This window comes from Streptomyces sp. NPDC048389 (assembly GCF_040706335.1).
In the GTDB taxonomy this organism is placed as follows: Bacteria; Actinomycetota; Actinomycetes; order Streptomycetales; family Streptomycetaceae; genus Streptomyces.
The window spans coordinates 39,067-60,443 of sequence record NZ_JBEZKP010000032.1 but is presented as its reverse complement, the minus strand read 5'-3'; the positions used below and the strand labels follow the sequence as shown (position 1 = coordinate 60,443).

Sequence of the window (21,377 nt, the reverse complement as noted above, 5' to 3'; positions counted from 1 at the left end):
AATGTTGGCAATCCAGCCGTGGGATGCTCGGGCCCACAATGGTGCCAGTCTTGCTGAACTCCAGGAAGCTATCGCAGGCGAGGTCGTGCGAACGGTCCGCTATGTGGCGCTGCGTGGGAACGGCTGGCCCGAAGGGCATAGAGAAGATTGCGCTCACGAAGTCGACATGGCCGTTGAGCTGGTCATGGAGAGCGGGTCCGTGCTGGTTCTGGCCTGGGCGATGGATGGTTTCAATGAAGGCATGGCGATCGAGTTCAGGGGCCCCGGGGAGTCAGGCGCAAAATCGCTTGGAGACCCTATTGATGTGAGTAATCACATCGATTGGGGCCGGTTCCTCGGTGTGTCGATCGCCAGCCTCGGAGCCGCCTGGCATGTCCCTAACGAGGGATGCCCAGAAATGCCTTGGGCGTACCGCTTCGGGTTCTCCGATAAGTCGAGCCTGGTGATTGCGCTAGGTGAATCCGACGGGGCGGGATTCACCTATATGCCTGATGCGCTAGTCGTAATCTTCGATGAGAGCATTGCGGCCGCCTATAAGATTCCAGCGAGCGGCACTTCTTCGTCTGGGTAGATGGAATCGGGCGCTGGGATTGATGCGTTCCGCATCCCCTTGGCTTGATTGCGCAATTTCCTGGCGATTGAATTACGGGGGAAATAGAAGAAAGCAAAGGGGCCCCGCCGGAGTGATCTCCGGCGGGGCCCCTTTGGTCGTTTGACGGCAACGGTGACGGCAACGTCAGCGGACGACGGTTGCGGTGGGTGGGTCGTCCGGGGCGTCGGTCTGGCTGAGGATGCTACCGAGGGTGTCGATGGCCTGGCGCTGGAGGCGGAGTCGGACGTGGGCGTAGACGCCGGCGGTGACGCCGATGTGGGCGTGGCCGAGGAGTTCCTTGATGACGACGAGGTCGACGCCTTGTTCCAGGAGCAGGGTGGCGGTCGAGTGGCGGAGGTCGTGGAAGCGGATCGTCCGGAGTTCCGCGTCGTGGAGGAGGCGGCGGAAGCAGCGGGTGAGGTTGGTGGGGTCGAGTGGCTTGCCCTTCGTGGTGGTGAAGACGAGGCCGTTGTCCGTCCAGCTCGTTCCGGCCGCCTGGCGTTCTTCCTGCTGCTGTTCCTGGTGGATCTTGAGGGAGTTGATGCATTCGGTGGGGAGGGCGATGCGGCGTTCCGAGGCGAGGGTCTTGGTGTTCAGGACGGTCAGGCCCTGGCTGCGAGTCCGCTGGAGGGAGCGGTGAATGGTGGCGGTGCCGTCGTCGAGGGCGAGGTCTTCCCAGTGGAGGCCGAGGAGTTCGCCCTTGCGGAGTCCGGTGCGCAGGGCGAGTTCGTACAGGGCGCGAAGCCGGTCGCCGTTGGCCGCATGAAGGAGTCGCCGGGCTTCGGCGGTGGTGAGGGGCTGGAAACGCCTGGGGCGTGGCGTGGTTGTCTTGACGTTCCGGGCGACGTTGCGCGGCAGCTCGTCCTCGCGGACTGCGTGTTCCAGAGCGGACTTGAGCACGGCGTGGACGTACGTCACGGTCAGCGGCGAGAGCCGCTTTCCGCAGCACTGGCCGATGGCGCAGCAGGACCGCCGGTCCGTGTCCCGTCCCTGGGCGCAGCACTGGCAGGTGGTGCGGAGTCCGTCGAGAAAGGTGCGGACGTCGCGGGTGGTGAGCCGGGCGAGCTTCTTCGCACCGAGCCCGGTGTTGAGGTGGAGGCGGATGGCGGCGGCGTAGCGGGTGTGGGTGTTCTCCCGCAGGTGGTGAACGGCGACGCCGTCCAGCCAGTACGCGAGGTAGGCGTTCACGGTGCTGTCGGCCGTCGCGACAGGGAGGCCGCGGTTGCTGGCGGCGATCTTCTCGGTGAGCTTGGTCATCGCGTCTCTACGGGTAGTGCCGTAGACCCGGACGCGCTTGCGGGTGTTGCCGGGGGCCAGCACGTATCCGGCGGCTTCCCAGCGTCCGTCCTTGCGCTGGTAGACGGTCCCGTCGCCGTTGGCGCGGGTGCGGGAGCGGGAGCGGCAGGACGAAACAGGGCGGGGTGTGGTCATCAGGCGGCTTCCTGTTCCAGGCGGGTGCGGATGAAGTCGGTGAGGGCGTGGGTGGGGATGCGGCGGGCGCGGCCGAGGGTGATTGAGGCGAGTTGGCCGGAGCGGAGCAGGTCGTGGACGGCGGAGCGACTGAGCTGGAGGCGGGCCATCACCTGAGGCACCGTGAGCAGATCCATCACCGGGGCCGCTTCCGCATGGAGGACAGCGAGCGGGGGCGAGGCCATCAACAGCCCCCTTCGGCCGCGAACTGCCGTGCCAGTTCCTTGCGATGCCAGACCTGGGCTGCGAGGAGTGCGCCGCCGGGGCTGTAGCCCGAGCCGAGGTAGTCCCAGCGGCTGATGACGAGCGTGGTCGGCGGGTTGGACTCGGGCAGTCCGGCGTGGGCGCGGGCCTGTTCGGTGCGCCAGGCGCGGCGGACGTCGCGCAGCGCGCCCAGGGTGGTGGAGTAGCTGCGGGACTTGGTGGAGAAGTGGCCCCGGAAGCCGAGCATGTGCGCCCACTTCCGGAGCTTGAGGTGGGCGAACTCCGGCAGGTGGCCCAGCTCCCAGCATGTGCGGATCATCTGCCGGACGTGGCGGGCGACGGCGAGCTGGGTCAGTGTCCGGGCCGGGCCGGTGCCGTCGCAGGTGGTGCACGGGAGCGGGGCTCCGTGGGGCAGGAGGGCGGCGCCGCGTCCCTGGCAGGGGCGACAGTACAGGGCGCGGTCGAGGGTGCCGGAGGCGTCGGCGGACTTGGTTGCGTACTTCGCGATGTAGGCGGCCACGGCCTGGTCGGTGAATTCGGCGTCGGTGCCGAAGGCGCTGATCGCGGATACGTCGAGCTGTTTGCCCCAGGTGAGTTCGCGTTCTCCGATCGCGTCCGATTCGACCGTGACGCGGACGTCTGCGCGACCGGTCCGGGGTCTCCAGCTCCACTGTTCAGAACGCCCTGCGCGTGCTCAAGCAGGAAGGCTTGGTCCACTACCAGCTCGGCCGGGGCAGCTACGTCAGCACCTCCATCGGCGGAAGCGACGAAGGGGCCAAGAGCGATCACGAGGAAGCCGACGCCGAGGGGCCGGACTGGCCACTCGACGCCATCCGCAACGACGACGCCCGACCGCCGTACGCCCAGGTCGCCGACATCCTCCGCCGGGAAATCGTGGAAGGCACCTACCCCCCAGGTTCCCAACTGCCGCCCGCCCGGGAGATCCAAGAGCGATTCAAAGTCGCCAGCTCCACCGCGCAGAACGCCTATCGAAGCCTCAAGCAAGCGGGGCTGGTGTACGCGGTCAAGGGACGCGGTGTTTTCGTCCGCCAGGAACCAGAGCCGGGCAAGCACCACGGAGCCATCACGGACTACCTGCTGCGTGATGAGATCGCCCGCGAGGCGCGCGCAGCCGCCACCGAGTTCGCCGACCTCAGCGACGAGGAGTTGCTGGCGCGAGAAGCAGAGCTGGACCAACGATGGGTCGCGGTCCGGGAGGAGCAAACCTGTCTTCTGGGCACGCCCGCTGAGTGTGCGGGCGGTGCGCAGATGTAGAGAAGCCCCTGGTAGCCGGGTGGGTGTCGAGTCCAAGCCGTCCCGCTTTCGCACCGCCCTCGACCGAGCCGGCGCCGGGGCCGGGCTGCGGTGGCTTTGACGTTGCGGGCGGCGCTGCAGTGTTGTCGCTCGGATGGGGCAGCGGATGCAGCCGCCTGAGCTCGTCGGCCGTGCGCTGAGCGGTGCGGCTTCAAGGAATTTCCAGGGGCGGAAGGCGCCTTGGGTTTCACCGGCTCCGCAGCCGGACGTGGCCGAGGGCCCGGCCGCAGGCTTGCTGTCCTCGCCGGCACTGCAGGTGGTGAGCATGAACATGAGAAGTTCGGCGGCTGCGAGGCCGACAGTGGTGGTACTCGTGTGCATGGCCCCCAACAACTCGTGCATGGCAGGGGGCCTTGTGCTTTCTGGCCGTGTGCGTGGGGCGGCCTGGGCGGACGCTCTCGAGTCCGCCCCGGCGCGATCGCCGATCGTCGGGTTCGCACCCCGGGTGGGAGGGCGCGGGAGCTACGGACCCGACGGTGCCCAGGTCAGCGCGGCGGCTCCGGGGGCCGCTGGCGGGGCATGTTGGGGCGGGTGGTCGGGGGGAGGGGGAAGCGGCCCTGGATGACGCCCGGGGCGGGGTGGGGGTCCGGGGTGGGACGCAGGGGCGAGGGCGGGAGGCGCAGCGGGGCCGGGCCGGGGCGGAAGTCGGTCATCCAGTCGGAGGTCTCTGAGCGGACCAGGTCGGCGATGTCCTCGGAGAAGCGGCGCAGCACGCCCAGGCAGCGTTCGGCCGCCTCGCTCGCCGTGCCTTCGGCCGGGCCGAGGATCTCGCGGACGCTCTCCGAGGCCCAGTCGTACTGGAGTTCCTGCAGGCGGCGCTGTACCGCCTGCGCGGTGGCCACGTCCCGCATCCAGCCCGCCGTCAGGCCGAAGTACCGGTCGCAGGCGAGGGAGGCGGCGGCCGCCAGCAGGGACAGATAGCCCCAGGGGGCGGCTCCGGGGATCGCCCGGGTCAGGTCCAGGAGAGGGAGGGCCGCGCCGGTGAGCGCGCCGGCAGCCGTGCCGAGGCGCAGCAGGCGCGCGGCCCGGCGCTTGACGACCCGGTCGGCCAGATACCAGTCCGCCGTGCGGAGTGCGTCCGCCTCGACCCAGTGGTAGAGCTCGTCCAGTCGGGCCGCGGGCTCGCCCCAGTCCCCGAGAGGGAACGTCCGTCCCGTGAGGTTACTCGGCGGCGCCTCGCCGCCCTCCTCGCGGGCCGGCCCCCCGGGCTGCATCTCCGGCTGGCTCACCGGTGCACTCCTCTGCGCTCTGCTGACGACCAGGACTGACGACCAGGACTGACGCCAAGGACTGACGCTCAGGACTGACGACCAGGACTGACTATCAGGTCCGAAAAGGTGCTGAAAAGGTGCTGACGTTACACCGCGTGACGTACGTGGCGTGCGTACGTTCTGATGCGACGCAGGCCCTTCATACCGCCGAATGGTGGGCTGTGGGTCGCGGATCCCGGTATTTCCGTCCGCACGGGGGTTCTGGTCAGGTATGGGAGCGTCGAGCGGCCCCGTACCGCTCACTCGAAAGAGTTGCCCGATGCGGTGGGATGCAGGGTGGGGCGGCCGGCCGGGTGAGCACGTAGGCTCGGGGAGTGCCGAAAGGTACAGCGCTTTCAGTCGTCGACGTAGCCAGGAGTGACCGTGATCCCCGGTGGTGGCCAGCCCAACATGCAGCAGCTGCTCCAGCAGGCCCAGAAGATGCAGCAGGAGCTGGCGCAGGCCCAGGAGGAGCTTGCGCAGACCGAGGTCGAGGGTCAGGCCGGCGGCGGTCTCGTGAAGGCCACCGTCACGGGCTCCGGCGAACTGCGGGGCCTGGTCATCGACCCGAAGGCCGTGGACCCCGAGGACACCGAGACCCTGGCGGACCTCGTCGTCGCCGCGGTGCAGGCCGCGAACGAGAACGCCCAGCAGCTCCAGCAGGACAAGCTCGGGCCGTTGGCGCAGGGCCTCGGCGGCATGCCGGGCATGCCCTTCTGATCCCTTGTGATCGTTCGGTCCGTTCCCGCGGTCCGTTCCCGCTGCCGGGCTTCTGAGGGGCACCGGCAGCAACTACCGTAAGCAGCAAGCACTCCGGGAGAGGCGTTCCGTTGTACGAAGGCGTGGTTCAGGACCTCATCGACGAACTGGGCAGGCTGCCCGGCGTCGGTCCCAAGAGCGCGCAGCGGATCGCCTTCCACATTCTCCAGGCCGAGCCGACCGATGTCCGCCGCCTCGCGCACGCCCTGCTCGAGGTCAAGGACAAGGTGCGTTTCTGCGCGGTGTGCGGCAACGTCGCCCAGCAGGAGCAGTGCAACATCTGCCGCGACGCCCGCCGCGATCCGACGGTCGTCTGCGTCGTCGAAGAGCCGAAGGACGTCGTCGCGATCGAGCGGACGCGGGAGTTCCGCGGCCGGTACCACGTCCTCGGCGGCGCCATCAGCCCCATCGAGGGCGTCGGCCCCGACGACCTGCGCATCCGCGAGCTGCTGGCCCGCCTCGCGGACGGCACGGTCACCGAGCTGATCCTGGCCACGGACCCCAACCTGGAGGGCGAAGCGACGGCCACGTACCTCGCGAGGATGATCAAACCGATGGGTTTGAAGGTCACGCGGCTGGCCAGCGGGCTCCCTGTAGGGGGAGACTTGGAATACGCCGACGAGGTCACGCTCGGCCGTGCCTTCGAGGGGAGACGACTGCTCGATGTCTGATGCCATGCTGCACGCCGTAGGACAGGACCCCGACAGCTTCGCGGTCCAGATCGCCGACTCGATCGAGTCCTTCATCGTCGCGACCACCGAGGTCGCCAAGGGCGACGAGCCCGACAGTGCGATCCCGTTCCTGCTGCTCGAGGTCTCCCAGCTGCTGCTGACCGGGGGCCGCCTCGGCGCGCACGAGGACATCGTCCCGGACGAGCGGTACGAACCGGACACCGGCCCGGACCTGGACGTCGACGGGCTGCGCATGCGGTTCGCGACCATGCTGGAGCCGATCGACGTCTTCTCCGAGGTCTTCGACCCGTACGAGCCGCGCAAGGCGCCGGTTCCTTCGCGGATCTCCGACAGCCTCGCCGACATCATCATGGATCTGCGCCACGGCCTCGCCCACTACCGGGCGGGCCGCACCAGCGAGGCGCTGTGGTGGTGGCAGTTCTCGTACTTCTCCAACTGGGGTCCGACGGCTTCCGCGACCCTGCGCGCCCTTCAGTCCCTGGTCGCCCATGTCCGCCTCGACCAGCCCCTCGCGGAGCTGGACGGCCTCGACACCGACGAGGACCTCACAGAGGAGGCGCTGGCCGAGGAGGCCGGCAGGGTCATGGTGCAGGAGATCGCCGCTCCGCTGGGGCTGCGACGGGCCCGCTGACTGTTTCCGCGGGCGTAGTACAAGCCGTAGTACAACCGGTATAGCCGCGTGTCCTGACCGCTCCTCCGCGCTGCCAGGTTCAGCCGCTGAACGACCGGCAGCGGGGGAGCGGACACAATGACGACACAGGGGTGGACGGGCGCACGTACCCGCACAGCGGGCACGGCTGCCCTTGTCGCGGCCGCGCTCCTGACCGGCGGGTGCGGCCCGAAGAGCGACGACGGCAAGGACGGGGCCGGGGACGCGACGGTCGCCACCGCCTCCGCCGCGTCCGTATCGCCGTCTCCGTCGGTGACGACCGCATCGAAGTCCCCGTCCTCGTCTCCGTCCTCGACCCCGCCTGCTTCCGCCTCACCGTCAGCGTCGAAGCCCGCCCCGCTCCGGACCCCCGCCGCACCGCCCACCACCACGCGGCCCCCGAAGCCGACCGTCCTGTCGATGCACGCGTCGGCCGGCGGCGGTCCCCTGAATCTGTCGCGCGGCGGGGCGGCCCGCGAGTTCACGGTCTCGGTGGGCAACGGCAGCACCCGCGCCTACGGCGCCCTGAGGGTCGTCTTCCAGATGGAGATGATGTTCGGTGCCGACGGCGGCACCGCCCCGCCGCAGAACGGCTTCTCCCTGGAACGCCGCGACCCCGCCACCGGCGCTTGGAAGACGGTCGAACTCCGCGTCGCGAACGACGTCCAGCCGCACTACCTGTTCAGCGGCGGCGCCCCGCTCGGCAAGGACGCCACACGGACCGAGCGCTACCGCATCCGCGCCGAGAGGAGCGGGCCGACGGGCTCCACGGCCCTGATGATCCGCCTCATCGACACGACCGCGCCCGAGAGCGCGGCGTACGAGCGCGGTGTGCCCGCGGCCACGTCTCTGATGGTCACGGCACGCCGCGGCTGACGGTGGGCTGAGCCGATGGCCCGGAGCCGAAGCCCGGCCGGTCCCCTCCATCGCCGAGTACGTGTTGCGCGACGTCACTTCGTGCCGACGCCGATGTTCATCCGGCTGTGGAGTACCGCGACGCGGCTCTCCCCGGCGCGTTCGCGGATCCTGCCGTCCAGCACCTGACGGGCCGCCCTCCGGTGCTCCTCCGACACGTCCGCGACGAGCCCGGCGGCGATCGGGTTGCTGGAGGTCGCCACATCCCACAGGTGCTCGGCGGAACGGATCTCGACGGGCCAGTCCACCGTTTCCACACGGACATCGGTGAGCGACGCGTCGGCCAGTGCACCGTTGCGTCGGTCAAGACGGCCGGCAGGACGCCCGGTCAGGACGTCTGGTCGGGACGTCTGGTCAGGACCGTGGCGTCGGTCAGGGCCGTTGTGACGGTCGGGGCCGTTACGTGTGAGCCGGCCCACATCCTCGCGTACCCCGGCGACCCCTGGGCAGTAGCCAACCCGAACGGCCGCGGGCGCCCTCCGGGACTTCCGGGTGATCATCCAGTGAGCGGGACATCTCACCATGTGACATGACAGGGGCGATCCGTGGCCGCTCGATAAAATGAGCCGACCGCAGTAGTGACTGCAGAAGACCGAGCGAGGAGCGCACGTGGGCCTTGTCGTGCAGAAGTACGGAGGCTCCTCCGTAGCCGATGCCGAAGGCATCAAGCGGGTCGCCAAGCGAATCGTCGATGCCAAGAAGGACGGCCACCAGGTGGTCGTCGTGGTGTCGGCGATGGGTGACACGACGGACGAGCTGATCGATCTCGCCGAGCAGGTATCCCCGATCCCTGCCGGGCGTGAGTTCGACATGCTGCTGACCGCGGGAGAGCGGATCGCCATGGCCCTGCTGGCCATGGCGATCAAAAACCTGGGCCACGAGGCACAGTCGTTCACCGGCAGCCAGGCAGGCGTCATCACCGACTCGGTCCACAACAAAGCGCGCATCATCGATGTGACGCCGGGCCGGATCCGCACGGCGCTCGACGAGGGCAACATCGCCATCGTCGCCGGATTCCAGGGTGTCTCCCAGGACAAGAAGGACATCACCACGCTCGGGCGTGGCGGGTCCGACACCACGGCGGTGGCGCTGGCCGCCGCGCTGGACGCCGAGGTCTGTGAGATCTACACCGACGTCGACGGTGTCTTCACCGCCGACCCGCGGGTCGTCAAGAAGGCCCGGAAGATCGACTGGATCTCCTCCGAGGACATGCTGGAGCTCGCCGCCTCCGGCTCCAAGGTGCTGCTCCACCGCTGTGTGGAGTACGCACGTCGATACAACATTCCGATCCACGTCCGCTCGTCCTTCTCCGGACTGCGCGGCACCTGGGTCAGCAACGAACCGCGAGGGGATCAGAAGGTGGAGCACGCCATCATCTCCGGAGTCGCCCACGACGTCTCCGAGGCCAAGGTCACGGTTGTCGGCGTCCCCGACAAGCCCGGTGAGGCGGCAGCCATCTTCCGCGCGATCGCCGATGCCGAGATCAACATCGACATGGTCGTGCAGAACGTCTCGGCGGCCACCACCGCCCTGACCGACATCTCCTTCACGCTGCCCAAGACGGACGGCGCCAAGGCGATGGCCGCCCTGGAGAAGCAGAAGTCCGCCATCGGCTTCGACTCGCTGCGCTACGACGACCAGATCGGCAAGATCTCCCTGGTCGGCGCCGGTATGAAGACCAACCCGGGCGTCACCGCCTCGTTCTTCGAAGCGCTGTCCGACGCGGGCGTGAACATCGAGCTGATCTCGACGTCCGAGATCCGCATCTCGGTGGTCACCCGTGCCGACGACGTCAACGAGGCGGTGCGCGCCGTGCACACTGCCTTCGGGCTCGACTCCGACTCGGACGAGGCCGTCGTCTACGGAGGCACCGGCCGATGAAGCGTCGGCACGGAGGCGTGCGGCGATGACGCCCAAGCCGACGCTCGCGGTCGTGGGAGCGACCGGAGCCGTCGGTGCGGTGATGCTCCAGATCCTGTCCCAGCACGCGGACGTCTGGGGCGAGATCCGACTCGCCGCCTCCCCGCGCTCGGCCGGCCGCAAGCTGGCTGTGCGCGGGGAGGAATGCGAGGTCCTGGATCTCGGCGAGGGCGTCTTCGACGGCGTCGACGTCGCGATCTTCCTGGCGCCGGCCGAGGTGTCCGAGCGGTGGGCGCCCGTGGCGGTCGCCAAGGGCGCCGTCGTCGTGGACGCGTCACCGGCGTTCCGGATGGACGCCGAGGTCCCGCTGGTCGTCCCCGAGGTCAATTCCCATGCCGTGCGGGTGCGCCCGCGCGGCATCGTCGCGAGCCCGCACGACACCACGCTCGCCTTGCTTCCGGCCGTCGGTGCGCTGCACGGCGAGTTCGGCCTGCAGGAACTGGTCGTCTCGTCCTACCAGGCCGTCAGCGGCGCGGGCCGTGAGGCCGTGGCCTCGCTGCGGGCGCAGCTCTCGATGGTCGCCGGTACGGAGCTGGGCGTCGGGCCCGGAGACGTACGGCGTGCGGTGGGCGACGACCTGGGGCCGTTCCCGGCGCCGCTGGCGCTCAACGTGGTGCCGTGGGCGGGCACGGTCGCCGACGGCGGCTGGTCGTCCGAGGAACTGGGGCTGCGGGCGGAGACGCGCAAGATCCTCGGCCTGCCGGCGCTGAAGGTGACCGCGACCTGTGTGAGGGTGCCGGTGCTGACGACCCACTCGTTGTCGGTGCACGCGCGCTTCGAGAAGGAGATCACCGTCGAGCGGGCGCACGAGGTCCTCGCGACGTCGCCCGGTGTCGTCCTCTACGACAACCCGGAGGCGGGCGACTTCCCCACACCCGCGGACGTGGTGGGGACCGACCCGACCTGGGTGGGGCGCGTGCGGCGTTCCCCGGACGACGTCTGCGGTCTCGAGTTGTTCGTGTGCGGCGACAACCTCCGCAAGGGTGCGGCTCTCAATTCCGCCCAGATCGCCGAGTGCGTGGCCGCCGAATACGTGTGAGGCCGCCCTTTCATGCCGGTTCGTGCCGGTTTGTACCCGCCTCGGACGGTGGCTCGGGCGGCGACTCGGCGACGGGTCGCGGCGGGGCTGTCGGTGCCGTCTCGTAGTCTCATGGTCCCAGCAGTTAATACGACGTGGTCCGGGCTCCGTTCTTTGTAGGATCTGTGAACGCCCTGTGAGAAAACCGATGGTCTGTACCACTTGAGCTGGGGCGTCGGCATGTTCGAGGATGCGATTCCCCCTTGCTGCAAACGGTAGTTGGGCGGGAGCGTCCTTGCGGGCACCTCGGCACGGTGCCCCTAAAAGTGGGGCATTGGGGGAGAGCGGTGCGCATGCGGATGTTCGGTTCGCCGTCAGAAGCGGTGGCATGCGCGTACAACCCTGGCGGGGGGCAGTGTGTCCAACAGGCGTGGCAGAGGTTCTCGACATCGCAAGGATGGTCCCGGTGCGTGGCGCTTCCGTGCGCCCGCGTCGCAGGCCATGCCCGGCCGGCGGCATGCCGGTGATCGCGCCCATGCCTGCTTCGCGGACCACGCGCATGCCGTCCCAGCGGCAGGGTGCTGACGACACCATGGCCATGGGCACCACCGTCGACCTGCTCACCGAGACCTACCGCGCCCACTACCGATCACTGCTGGGCCTTGCCGCCCTGCTCCTCGACGACACGGCGTCGTGCGAGGACGTGGTCCAGGAGGCGTTCATCCGGGTCCACTCGGCGCGGAACCGCGTACGCGATCCGGAGAAGACCCTCGCCTATCTGCGGCAGACCGTGGTCAACCTCTCCCGTTCCGCACTGCGCAGGCGCATCCTCGGCCTCAAGCTGCTCTCCAAGCCGATGCCGGACATGGCAAGCGCAGAGGAAGGCGCCTACGACCAACTGGAGCGGGACGCGCTCATCAAGGCGATGAAGGGGCTGCAGCGCCGCCAGCGCGAGGTGCTGGTGCTGCGATACTTCGCCGACATGACGGAAGCTCAGGTGGCCGAGACGCTGGGGGTGTCCCTCGGCTCTGTGAAGGCATACGGCTCGCGGGGTATCGCGGCGCTCCGTGTCGCCATGGAGGACGCGAAATGAGCGGTCGCGACCACGACTTGGAGCCGTTCGAACCTCGCGGACCACGCAGGCGTTTCGAGCACATGCGGCGCTTCGGGGGCTTCGGGCGTTCCGAACGCTCTTCACGCTTTGGCTTTTTCGGGCTTCTTGGCAAGTATGGGCATGCTGAGCGTTACGGGCCGGACGGGCCGTCCGACCACCGGACTGGGAACGAGACTGTGAACAACGGGCCGGCCGACGAGCCGAAGGATCTTCCGGTCAGCGACGCTGGAGAGGACGAGGACGCACTGCGGCGCCTGCTGCACGGCGCCGTCCAGAACATCCAGCCCTCCGCAGAGGCACTGGACCATCTGCGCCGGGCGGTTCCTGCGCGACGGGCCCGCAAGCGGCAGGCCCTGGTCGGAGTTGCCGCGGCGGCCCTGCTGATCGGCACCGCCGTCCCCGCCTTCATCCACGTGGCGAATTCGGGAAGCAGCGACAGCGCCGACCCCGTCAACGCCGGACACGACCAGCAGGCGAAGGGCGGGACGGGCAACGACCCGGGCGTCACCGGTGGCGACAACGGAGTCAAGGGGCCCACTCAGGGCGCCGGGAACGCGGTCGTGCCCGGCCGGACGACTGGACCGGACCTGTCGGCGGAGGCGCCGACCGGAGGCTCGGACGGTGCTTCCGGCGCGGTGCAGACCCCCGCGGCGAAGGCCAAGCCCTGCGACCCCGGGCAGCTGACGGTCGCGACGGAGCTGAGCGCCCCGGACGCCGAGGGCAAGGCATACGGAACCTTCCGCGTCACCAACGTCTCCGACACCGATTGCTTCGTCGGCGGCTCCACCGTCGGCTTCCGGGCGATGGGCGCCGCGGACCCGTCCCGGATCGGTGTGGCGCGCCATACGGCGGGTGACGCGGCGAGCGGCCTGCCCGACCCGATGGCGACGGAGACGGACACGGCGGTCGCGAGGGCGGCCACGGTGTACCAGGTGAGGTTCGCATGGGTGCCGTCCGACACATGCCCGACCGAGGCTCCCTCTCCCGCCCCCTCCTCTTCCGGTGGTGACGCCTCGGGCGGCACCGACACGACCGGCGGAGGCGCCGGTGGTGTCGGCGGCCAGGACGGCACCAGTACGTCAGAGGGGAACGACGCCGAGCCCCAGCTGTTGACCGAGGACGGCACGCAGGACGGCAGCGTGGCAGTCACGTACTCGGCGCTGAACGGCATGGTCAGCGGCCGGACGAACATTCCCGACGCCTGCGCCGGAACGATCTACTACACAGGTGTGCTGGCAGGTCAGTGACACGGGCCGGCCGACTCGGGCGGACGGAGCCGGCCGACGCGGTCAGGTCGGGCAGGACGAGGTCGGCTGACGCGGGCCGGCCCCGGGGCCGGTGTTGGCAGGTCGGCCGACGCGGTCAGGTCGGGCAGGTCGGCCGATGTGGGCAGGTTGGGCAGGTTGGGCAGGCGGAGCCTGCCCGACGTGGGACGGCCCGGGCCGACTCCGGACGGGTTGTACCGCGCGGACGTGGGCGGGTCAGGTCGTCGAGGCGAGCCGGGTCGGGTGACGTGGGCGGGGTCCTGCGCGACGCGAGCGGGGACGGTGCGGCGTGGCCGGGTTCGGGTGATGCGGGCCGGGTCGGGCCGGGTCAGACGGTCTCGGTCCCGGGGTCGAGACCCAGGGCCCTGTCCCGGGCCGCTTCCGCCTCCCTGCGGACCAGGCGGAACCACATGAAGAGCACGAAGCCGGCGAAGACGAACCACTCGCCCGTGTAGCCGAGGTTCTGGAACGCCTTGAGGTCCAGGCCGCTGTTCTCCGGAGCCGCCGCCGGTACGGCCGTCAGTCCGCTGTCCGCCTTCGACAGCGTGACCCACGCGTCGTACACGTCGTCCGGGACCAGGTTCACCAGCGACGCCGCACTGATCATGCCCAGCTGCCCGCTCGGCAGGCCGCCCGCCGCGTGCACCCCGTCCGTACCCGTGGACTCGGATGCCTGCAGCGCCCCCGTGACCGTGACGTCGCCGGCCGGGGCGGCAGGCGCCCGTCCGCCCTCGGGCATCCAGCCGCGGACCACGGGCAGCACCCGCCCACTGTCCGTCCGCAGCAGTGTCAGCACGTACGAGCCGCGCTTGCCGTCGAGTTCCCGCTGCGGGACCACGAACTGCTCGCCGTACCGGCCGGACGCCGTCGCCAGCCGGCCGGACGTCTCCTTGTCCACGGGCAGCAGCTCGTCGAGCGGTACCGCCCTCTGCTGCTTCTCGCCCGGCCGGTGCTCTGCCTCGCGGTGGGAGTCGACGCGGTCCTCGAACCTGCCCAGCTGCCACGAACCCATGAAGATGCAGAAAGGGATCGCCAGCAGGACGAAGACGTTGATCCCCCACCAGCGGGGCGTCAGCAGGAATCGGTACACCCCTCCACGGTACGGAACGCGTCAGCGGTTCCTTGTGCCGGGGCGCCTCGACGGCTGCCCGGAGTGCGCAGGGGGGCAGTGGCGTCGCCCCGATGCTCCCGGGCGCCGGCACCGGCGCCGCACCGGCGCCGCACCGGCGTCGCCCCGGCGGCTGCCGGAGCGACGGCGGGCGGGTCGCCCCCGCGGCGGGGCATCCGAGGGCAGCGGTACGGCTGTCCCGGCGCAGCGGCGGGGAGGGACGGCTCAGGGCTGCATCGCGGTTCCCTTCAGATGCCGGTCGGCGAAGTCGATCTCGAGGCGCACCTGCTTGATGCGCTCCTCCACCACGAGGGAGCCGTGCCCCGCGTCGTACCGGTACACCTCGTGGACCGCGCCGCGTGCCATGAGCCTGTCCACGTAGTTGTCGATCTGCCGTATCGGGCAGCGCGGGTCGTTGACCCCGGCCGAGATGTAGACGGGGGCCCGGACCGCGTCGACGTACGTCAGGGGCGACGATGCCTCGTACCGCTCGGGCACCTCCTTCGGACTGCCGCCGAACAGCGTGCGGTCCAGCGCCTTCAGGTTCTCCATCTCGTCCTCGTACGACGCGACGAAGTCGGCGACCGGCACCGCGGCGAGGCCCACGGCCCACTCCTGCGGCTGGGTGCCGAGACCCAGCAGAGTCAGGTAGCCACCCCAGGACCCGCCTGCCAGTACCAGCTTCGCGGGGTCGGCGAGTCCGGAGGAGACCGCCCACTCACGGACCGCCGCGATGTCCTCCAGCTCGATCAGGCCGACCCGGTGCTTCAGCGCGTCCGTCCACTCGCGGCCGTAGCCCGTCGAGCCGCGGTAGTTGACGCGCACGACCGCGTACCCGTGGTCGATCCAGGCGGCAGGGCCCGCGCCGAAGGCGTCGCTGTCGTGCCAGGCGGGACCGCCGTGGATCTCGAAGACCGTCGGCAGCGGGCCGGCGGCGCCCGCCGGCTTCTGCACCAGGGCGTGGATCCGGCCTCCGGGCCCCTCCACCCACACGTCCTCGACCGGCACCGAAGCGGGTGCCTTCGGGCCGGGAGGGTCGAGGACCGCACCACCACGGGTGGACCGGACCCGGGGCGGCTGCGCCGCAGACGACCACAGATACTCGACGCTGCCGTCCGGCCGGGCCGTCGCACCGGAGACCGAACCGGCCGGTGTGTCGATCCGGGTGAGCGCACGTGTCGCCAGGTCGTAGCGCCACAGCTCGCCGCGCGCCTCGAAGCTGTGCGCGATCAGCAGCGCGGAACCGTCCGGAAACCACTCGGCGTTCACATCGCCCGGCAGCTCGACACCGAGGTCGGTCTCCTCGCCCGAGGCGACGTCCCAGATCATCGGCTCCCAGCGGCCGCGCCGCTGATGCCCCACGAGGAGCCGGGTGTCGCCGTCGACCGGGGCGAAGCCCAGGACCTCCAGGCCCAGCTCCACCGTGCCGCCGGCCGTGTCGTCCAGCTCGGCCACGGTCGTGCCGTCGAGTCGGGTGACCCGCAGTGCGGAGTGCATCGCGTCCCCGTGCTCGGTGTGCTCGATCACGAGCAGCGACCCGTCGCGCGAGAGGTCGCCGACCCCGGCGGACTCCCGGTGCCGGTAGATCTCCCGGGGCGCCGCCCCGGCCCGGACGACGTGGATCGTGGTGCCGTCCTCGTCGGTGGAGCGGCCGACGACCGCGGTGGTCCCGTCCCTGCCGATGGCGAGACCTGCCGGATACGAGGGCTCGAGGCCGGGAGCGGCGGGTACGTCGTCACCGCCGTGGAACGGCTGACGCATCCAGATGCCGAACTCGTCCCCGTCGGTGTCCGAGAACCACCAGATCGCCTCACCGTCAGGAGTGAGTATCCCGTCCGACGTGCCGTTCGGCCGGTCGGTGACCTGGCGCCGGGCGCCCGTCGCCCGGTCCCAGGTGTACAGCTCGTACGTCCCCGTCGCGTTCGACACGAAGAGGGATCGGTCCGGCGCGGCCTCCGCCCAGTCGGGCAGGGATACGCGCGGCGCCCTGAAGCGCTTCTCCCAGTCGGGCATCTCGGCCATGGTGTGTGCGTCGTTCATGCCCTCCATGAAAGCCGATGGCGCCCACATCCTCCGCAGCCTGTGGACAACTTGTCCACAGGCTGCTCACCGGCGCCCGTAGCCGGCCGTGGATCACACCTCGTGGTCTGCCGCCGTCCCCTCGCCCCCGGGGTGCGGTGCCGACTGGGCGGGCGCCGCGTGGCGGCCCGTCGGGCGGGCCATCAGGTGGCGGGGGTCGGCCGCTCGCGTGATCGCGGATTCGACCGCGGCCACCCGGTCGGCGAGCAGCCCGAGCGCCGCGACGGCCCGCGTCAGCGGGTCACCGTCCGGGCCCCCGAGGGCACGGGCGCGTACGTACCGCGACTTGATCTCCTCCCAGCGGACCGCCTGCTCCGCCGTCAGCGTGCCGCGCAACTCGGCGAGCTTGAGCAGGGCCGCCTCCGCGCCGGTCGTCAGCGTCTGGGCCTCGCCGGCGTAGTGGTCCTCGATCACGGACGCCAGCTCGTCGTCGTTCATCACCGGACTGATCCGCTCCACGATCTTGTTCATGTTGCGGTAGGAGCCCTGGAGCCGGAACGGCGGCTCGGAGCGGGTTTCGTCGCTGCTCGCCGCCGAGGCGATGTACGCGGCGTTCACGGCGAGGACCGTGCGGCGGGCGGTCAGCAGATGCCGCAGGACCGCCAGGACCTGTTCCAGCTCGGCCGGCGCGTAGGCGTGCCGCAGCCGGTCGGCCTGCGCGGTCGGGTCCCCGGCGGCGAGCCTGACGAGCAGGTCCATATCCGCCCGGTCCCGGCCGGACAGCGGTGCGAGCAGCGGATGGGAGGTGAGCGCGTTCTCGACGAAGCTCATCGCGAACACGTCGTCCTTGCCGGTCAGTACGTCGCCCAGGTTCCACACGTCGGCACGGTTCGCGAGCATGTCGGGGATGCGGAACCGCTGCCCCGACTCGGTGTACGGATTGCCCGCCATACACACCGCGAAGCGCTTGCCGCGCAGGTCGTAGGTACGTGTCCCGCCCCGCCACACCCCCTCCATGCGGCGCTGCGCGTCGCACAGCGAGATGAACTTCTGCAGCAGCTCGGGCGATGTGTGCTGGATGTCGTCCAGGTACAGCAGGACGTTGCTGCCCGCCTCCAGCGCGAAGTTGATCTTCTCGACCTCCTGGCGGGCGGTCGCGTTCGGTGCCTCTTCAGGGTCCAGCGACGTCACCGCGTGCCCCATCGCCGGGCCGCTGATCTTGACGAGGAGCAGGCCGAGCCGGTCGGCGACGTACTCCATGAGCGTCGTCTTGCCGTAGCCGGGCGGGGAGACCAGCAGGAGCAGGCCGTTGCTGTCGGTGCGCCGGGACTCGCCGACGGTGCCGAGCTGCTTGGCCAGGTTGTCGCCGATGAGCGGCAGGTACACCTCGTCGATCAGCCGGTTCCGCACGAATGCCGGCATGACGCGGGGCCGGTGCTCGTCGAGCCGCAGCCGGTCCCGCTCGGTCGTGGCCAGGGCGGCGCGGCGCTGCTGGTACGACCGGAAGCCGGGAGCCACGTCGTCGCGGAAGCGCCGGGTCCGGGCGAGGAGTTCGTCGATGCGGACGGTCATGGTCCGCCGCTCGACGCGCGGGTGGCTCCCGAGCAGCCCCTCGACCGACTCGCTGAGCGGTGCCGCGCATTCGTAGCGCGCGAGGTCCGGGCACAGTTCGATCGCCGCGGCCTCCGCGAGGTCCGTGTCGTCCGCGCCGGTCGCCTCGGTGTAGGCGCACAGCCAGTTCTCGACGACCTGCCGTCGGGCCGGCAGGTCGTCGCCGAGCGCGGCCATGTCGTCCTCGTACGCCGAAGTCCCGACCGTACGGCGGAATTTCTCCAGCAGCGTGCGAGCCGAGGCACCCGTCACGAAACCCTCGGGGCCGCAGGACAGCTCCTCGAAGAGGTACTCGGCCGCGAGCGCGTCCCCCAACTCCTCGGCCATCTCGGCCCGGAACGCATCGATCGCCGGCGCCAGACCGAACGTCTCGCGCGCACGCGCCAGCGACACCGCACGCCGCGTCCACGCCGTGCGCCGGGCCCCGTCCGTGCCGTGCGCCCAGAACAGCTGGGCCGCGGCCCGCGCCTGCGGCGGGTAACGCAGCAGCCCGGCCTGCTCGTGCAGCCGCAGCAGCGCGCCGAGGATCAGGGTCGCGTCGTGGTCGTGGACGCCCCGCTCGTAGCCTTCGTCGTACGCCGCCTCCGCCGACCTGCGTACGACATCGGCGAGATCGGGGCCCGCCAGGGCCTCGGGGCCGTGCTCCTCGAGGAGCCGGGCGGCCAGATGCTCGGCGCGGTACACCGACACGTTCTCCGACGGCAGCGTCTGCTCCCAGTACGGCCGGGTGTCCGAGAAGCCGGGCGCCGTGGAGTCGGTGACCGGCGAACGGTAGTCCGTGCCGGTCAACGCGAACGCGAGCCCCTCTCCCTGCGGCACGAGGGTCAGCTCGAACGGCTGGCTGTTCACCGCGAACCGGTGCCGGCCGAACCGGATCGACGCGCCCCCGTCCGTGTACAGGTCGGTCCGGTCGCGCAGCGCCCGTGCCGCCTCCTGGCGAGCCGCCGTCAGCCGGCCCTCCAACTCCTCCGCCCTGACCTCGTCGCCCAGCCCGCGCAGCTCGTCGGCGGTCCGGCGGACCTTGGCGACCATCGGGTCGGACGCGAAGTACGTGTTGATCTCACCGGTGTCGGCGAGGGCGGCGACCCGGCGGGAGACCGTCTCCAGTACGCGTACGGCCGATCCTGCCAGCCGCTCGGCACGCCGGGCGCGCGCGTCCTGGAGCGTCTGGCGCCGGGACGCGAACGCGTCGTACACCTCGGTGCGCTTCGCGCCCAGTTCGGTGAGGAAGTCGTCGGACTCGGCGAACCGTGACTCCAGGTTCTCCAGCCGCAGCAGCAGCGCCGCGAGCTGCTCGTCGCACGCCTGCGGGTCCGAGGCGGCGGCGAGCGCGCCGGTCACCGCCTGCCCGAGCAGCGCCAGTTCCGCGGCGAACTCGGCCTCGCCCTCGTGGGCGAGGAGCTCCCTGCGGCGGGCGTCGAGCGTGGCGCGGGCGCGGTTGACGCCGCCGAGGACCTCGGCGATCCGCTCCAGGATCGACGTACGGACCACCGCGTTGCCGATGTCCAGTCCGGCGACCACCTCGGTCACCGTGCGCAGCCCTTCCGCCTGCCCGTCCAGCTGCCCGCCGACCGGCGCGGCCTCGGCGACGGTCGCGATCGCTCCGGCCCGCTCCGTCAGATCCGCGATGTCCGCGTGGTAGTCCGCGAACGCGTCCTCGCGCTCCAGGAACGCCACGGCGCGCTGGGCGAAGGAGGCGATGTCGGCGTCGGTGTCCGCGGCCAGGCCGTCGATACGGTCCGTGTCCGCGTACCGGAGTTCCTTGAGCGTGATCAACTCGCCCTGTGCGCGGCGCAGTCCGGTGAGTCCGTCGACCCATCCGCTCGCGCCGCGGGGCGTCTCGCCGCGCAGCCGGCGCACCTGAGCGGCGATTCGCCCCGCGGCGTCCTCCAGCGCGCGTGCGGCGCGCTCCGTCAGCTCCCGTACGGTCTCGAACTCGCCGATCACCTGCTCCGCGGTCGCCCGCATGCCGGCAAGCGGCGTGGCGAGATCGCCGAACTCGGGGTCGGCCAGCCAGTGGTACGCGTCGGCGGTGCGGGTGCAGGAGGAGACCAGCGCCTCGTAGAGCCCGGTCGTGGGACCGGACCGCGTCTCGGTGACGGCACGGGCGAGCGACAGGCAGTCGGAGATACCGCGTACCAGATCGGCGTTGCCGACGACGGCCAGCGGGCCCTGTCCGGCGGGGCGGGCGGCGGCATACGTGTCGGAGACGAACGGCGACTGCCAGCGCTGCACCGGATGCACCCTGGTCGGCTCCACGCCGTCGGCGCGCAGTACCAGCAGTGTGCCGTCCTCGAACACGGCGTAGCCCTGGCAGTTCAGGGGAGTGGCGACCGTCTTGCGGATCACGTTGTACGGCAGCAGGAGACTGCGGCCCTCCACACGTGCGTGGAAGGCGAACATCACGTCCTCGCCGTTGGGCGACCGCACCGTCCGCTCGTACTCCAGCGAACCGATCAGCCCGGCGTCGATGTCGAAGGTACGGGCGGTCCCCGTCGCGGCCAGGTAGTAGCCGCCGGGGAAGACGATGCCCTGGTCCTCCGGCAGCAGGCGGCACGCCTGGCCGATGCCGTCGAGCCTCACCACCGTCCTGGTGACCGTGTTGTGGACGAGGTACCGGTACGCCTCCTCCTTGTACGGGCGGATGCGCAGCAGGACCAGCGGTCCGACGCGTGCGTGCTCGATCTCGGCGTCCGCCAGCGACTGGAGCGGCTCGTCGACGGGCTCCGAGTGGATGCCCTCGCCGGTATCGGTGTCGTCCTCGGTCTTCACCGTCAGGGTGCCGCCGACGGTCGAGACGAAGACCTCGCCGCCGATGGACACGTGCGGATGCCGGCCGAGGACATGGTCGTCGCGGGTCGATGCCGTCCACTCGAACTCGTGCGACGCGGGGAAGACATGGTCGCGCTCGCCCCGCGCGTCCAGGAACTCGGCCCTCCCGTCGGGCGTCACCGCCCAGCGCAGGACCCGGATGTCGGTGGGCTTGTCACCGGTGCGGAAGACGGCCAGCAGCCGGCCGCCCGTGCGGCGGAGCTGGAGGAGGCGGGCGCCCTGGTAGTAGCGGTACAGGGCCTCGAACTCCCGCAGGAAAGCCGGGTCGTCGAGGAGGCCGGGCACCGCGTCGTCGGGGAGCCGGTTCAGGTCCCGGTCGTGCAGGGCCAGGACGTCGCCGACCGAGGTCTGCGGACGCACTCCGAGGACGACGTTGTAGCCGAAGAGCAGGCTGTCGCCGACGGCCACGATGTCGCGCGGCACGCTGTTGTTCCCGGTACCGAGGTGCTCGGTACCGAGAAGCCGCAGCTCCGTCGAGCCGAAGGTGGCGACGCGGCGGGTGTTGAGGTCGTCGGCGCGCCGGGCGAGCTCGGCCGCCTGCGCGGCGAGCCGGTCGCGCAGTACCTCGTACGTACCGGCGTCCATCGTCCCGGAGCCGGTGCTGCTGGAGCCTGCGGTCCCCGACGCCGTGCTTCGGGTGCCTGC

Annotated in this window: 17 protein-coding genes and 1 pseudogene; 10 read left to right on the top strand and 8 right to left on the bottom strand. The window is 70.6% G+C overall.

Annotated features, from left to right (window positions below):
* Position 1: 1 nt before the first annotated feature.
* Entirely contained in the window at positions 2–571 is a 570-nt protein-coding gene (locus AB0903_RS21740; RefSeq protein WP_366705161.1) for a hypothetical protein, read from the top strand.
* A 165-nt stretch (positions 572–736) separates the two neighbouring features.
* Here the strand turns inward: AB0903_RS21740 and AB0903_RS21735 are convergent, their stop codons facing one another.
* The 3 genes and pseudogenes from AB0903_RS21735 to AB0903_RS21725 form a co-directional block, all read right to left on the bottom strand.
* Positions 737–2,023, bottom strand: coding sequence for a tyrosine-type recombinase/integrase (locus AB0903_RS21735; protein WP_366705160.1), 1,287 nt, complete (start codon positions 2,021–2,023; stop codon positions 737–739).
* Positions 2,023–2,247: a helix-turn-helix domain-containing protein gene (locus AB0903_RS21730; RefSeq protein WP_366705158.1), complete on the bottom strand. Its 225-nt coding sequence runs from the start codon at positions 2,245–2,247 to the stop codon at positions 2,023–2,025. The genes AB0903_RS21735 and AB0903_RS21730 overlap by 1 nt, the downstream gene beginning before the upstream one ends.
* Positions 2,247–2,903 (bottom strand): annotated as a pseudogene (locus AB0903_RS21725) (replication initiator); the annotation flags it as partial. The gene AB0903_RS21730 and the pseudogene AB0903_RS21725, both read right to left, overlap by 1 nt.
* 53 nt (positions 2,904–2,956) lie before the next feature.
* On the opposite strand from AB0903_RS21725, the gene AB0903_RS21720 reads away from it, so the two are divergent.
* A complete protein-coding gene (locus AB0903_RS21720) occupies positions 2,957–3,541 on the top strand; it encodes a winged helix-turn-helix domain-containing protein (RefSeq protein ID WP_366705156.1) in 585 nt (194 codons plus the stop codon).
* Between the two features lie 524 nt (positions 3,542–4,065).
* On the opposite strand, the gene AB0903_RS21715 is transcribed toward AB0903_RS21720, so the two are convergent.
* On the bottom strand, positions 4,066–4,809 hold the full coding sequence (locus AB0903_RS21715) for an SLATT domain-containing protein (RefSeq protein WP_366705154.1): 744 nt from the start codon (positions 4,807–4,809) through the stop codon (positions 4,066–4,068).
* A 405-nt stretch (positions 4,810–5,214) separates the two neighbouring features.
* On the opposite strand from AB0903_RS21715, the gene AB0903_RS21710 reads away from it, so the two are divergent.
* The 4 genes from AB0903_RS21710 to AB0903_RS21695 all read left to right on the top strand — a co-directional run bounded on the left by AB0903_RS21710 (position 5,215) and on the right by AB0903_RS21695 (position 7,806).
* On the top strand, positions 5,215–5,550 hold the full coding sequence (locus tag AB0903_RS21710; RefSeq protein WP_366705152.1) for a YbaB/EbfC family nucleoid-associated protein: 336 nt from the start codon (positions 5,215–5,217) through the stop codon (positions 5,548–5,550).
* A 110-nt stretch (positions 5,551–5,660) separates the two neighbouring features.
* Positions 5,661–6,260 (top strand): recombination mediator RecR, encoded by a 600-nt coding sequence (gene recR, locus AB0903_RS21705; protein WP_366705150.1) that lies wholly within the window; start codon positions 5,661–5,663, stop codon positions 6,258–6,260.
* Positions 6,253–6,912: a DUF5063 domain-containing protein gene (locus AB0903_RS21700; RefSeq protein ID WP_366705148.1), complete on the top strand. Its 660-nt coding sequence runs from the start codon at positions 6,253–6,255 to the stop codon at positions 6,910–6,912. Before recR ends, AB0903_RS21700 begins: the two co-directional genes overlap by 8 nt.
* A 117-nt stretch (positions 6,913–7,029) precedes the next feature.
* Positions 7,030–7,806, top strand: coding sequence for a hypothetical protein (locus AB0903_RS21695; RefSeq protein WP_366705146.1), 777 nt, complete (start codon positions 7,030–7,032; stop codon positions 7,804–7,806).
* Positions 7,807–7,880: 74 nt separating this feature from the next.
* On the opposite strand, the gene AB0903_RS21690 is transcribed toward AB0903_RS21695, so the two are convergent.
* Complete coding sequence (locus AB0903_RS21690) at positions 7,881–8,102, bottom strand: hypothetical protein (protein ID WP_366705144.1); 222 nt, start codon at positions 8,100–8,102, stop codon at positions 7,881–7,883.
* Between the two features lie 352 nt (positions 8,103–8,454).
* Between AB0903_RS21690 and AB0903_RS21685 the strand changes: the two genes are divergently transcribed.
* From AB0903_RS21685 to AB0903_RS21670, 4 genes are all read left to right on the top strand, one after another.
* Entirely contained in the window at positions 8,455–9,726 is a 1,272-nt protein-coding gene (locus AB0903_RS21685; protein ID WP_366705142.1) for an aspartate kinase, read from the top strand.
* 25 nt (positions 9,727–9,751) lie between these two features.
* A complete protein-coding gene (locus tag AB0903_RS21680) occupies positions 9,752–10,804 on the top strand; it encodes an aspartate-semialdehyde dehydrogenase (RefSeq protein WP_366705140.1) in 1,053 nt (350 codons plus the stop codon).
* A gap of 496 nt (positions 10,805–11,300) precedes the next feature.
* Complete coding sequence (locus tag AB0903_RS21675) at positions 11,301–11,876, top strand: SigE family RNA polymerase sigma factor (RefSeq protein WP_366705179.1); 576 nt, start codon at positions 11,301–11,303, stop codon at positions 11,874–11,876.
* 197 nt (positions 11,877–12,073) lie between these two features.
* A complete protein-coding gene (locus AB0903_RS21670; RefSeq protein ID WP_366705138.1) occupies positions 12,074–13,144 on the top strand; it encodes a hypothetical protein in 1,071 nt (356 codons plus the stop codon).
* A gap of 346 nt (positions 13,145–13,490) precedes the next feature.
* Here the strand turns inward: AB0903_RS21670 and AB0903_RS21665 are convergent, their stop codons facing one another.
* From AB0903_RS21665 to AB0903_RS21655, 3 genes are all read right to left on the bottom strand, one after another.
* Positions 13,491–14,252: an SURF1 family protein gene (locus AB0903_RS21665; protein ID WP_366705136.1), complete on the bottom strand. Its 762-nt coding sequence runs from the start codon at positions 14,250–14,252 to the stop codon at positions 13,491–13,493.
* 243 nt (positions 14,253–14,495) lie between these two features.
* The gene (locus AB0903_RS21660) at positions 14,496–16,319 is read right to left on the bottom strand and encodes a prolyl oligopeptidase family serine peptidase (RefSeq protein WP_366705134.1); all 1,824 of its coding nucleotides are present in this window, start codon (positions 16,317–16,319) and stop codon (positions 14,496–14,498) included.
* 84 nt (positions 16,320–16,403) lie between these two features.
* On the bottom strand, positions 16,404–21,317 hold the full coding sequence (locus AB0903_RS21655; protein ID WP_366705177.1) for a DNA repair ATPase: 4,914 nt from the start codon (positions 21,315–21,317) through the stop codon (positions 16,404–16,406).
* Between the last annotated feature and the right edge of the window lie 60 nt (positions 21,318–21,377).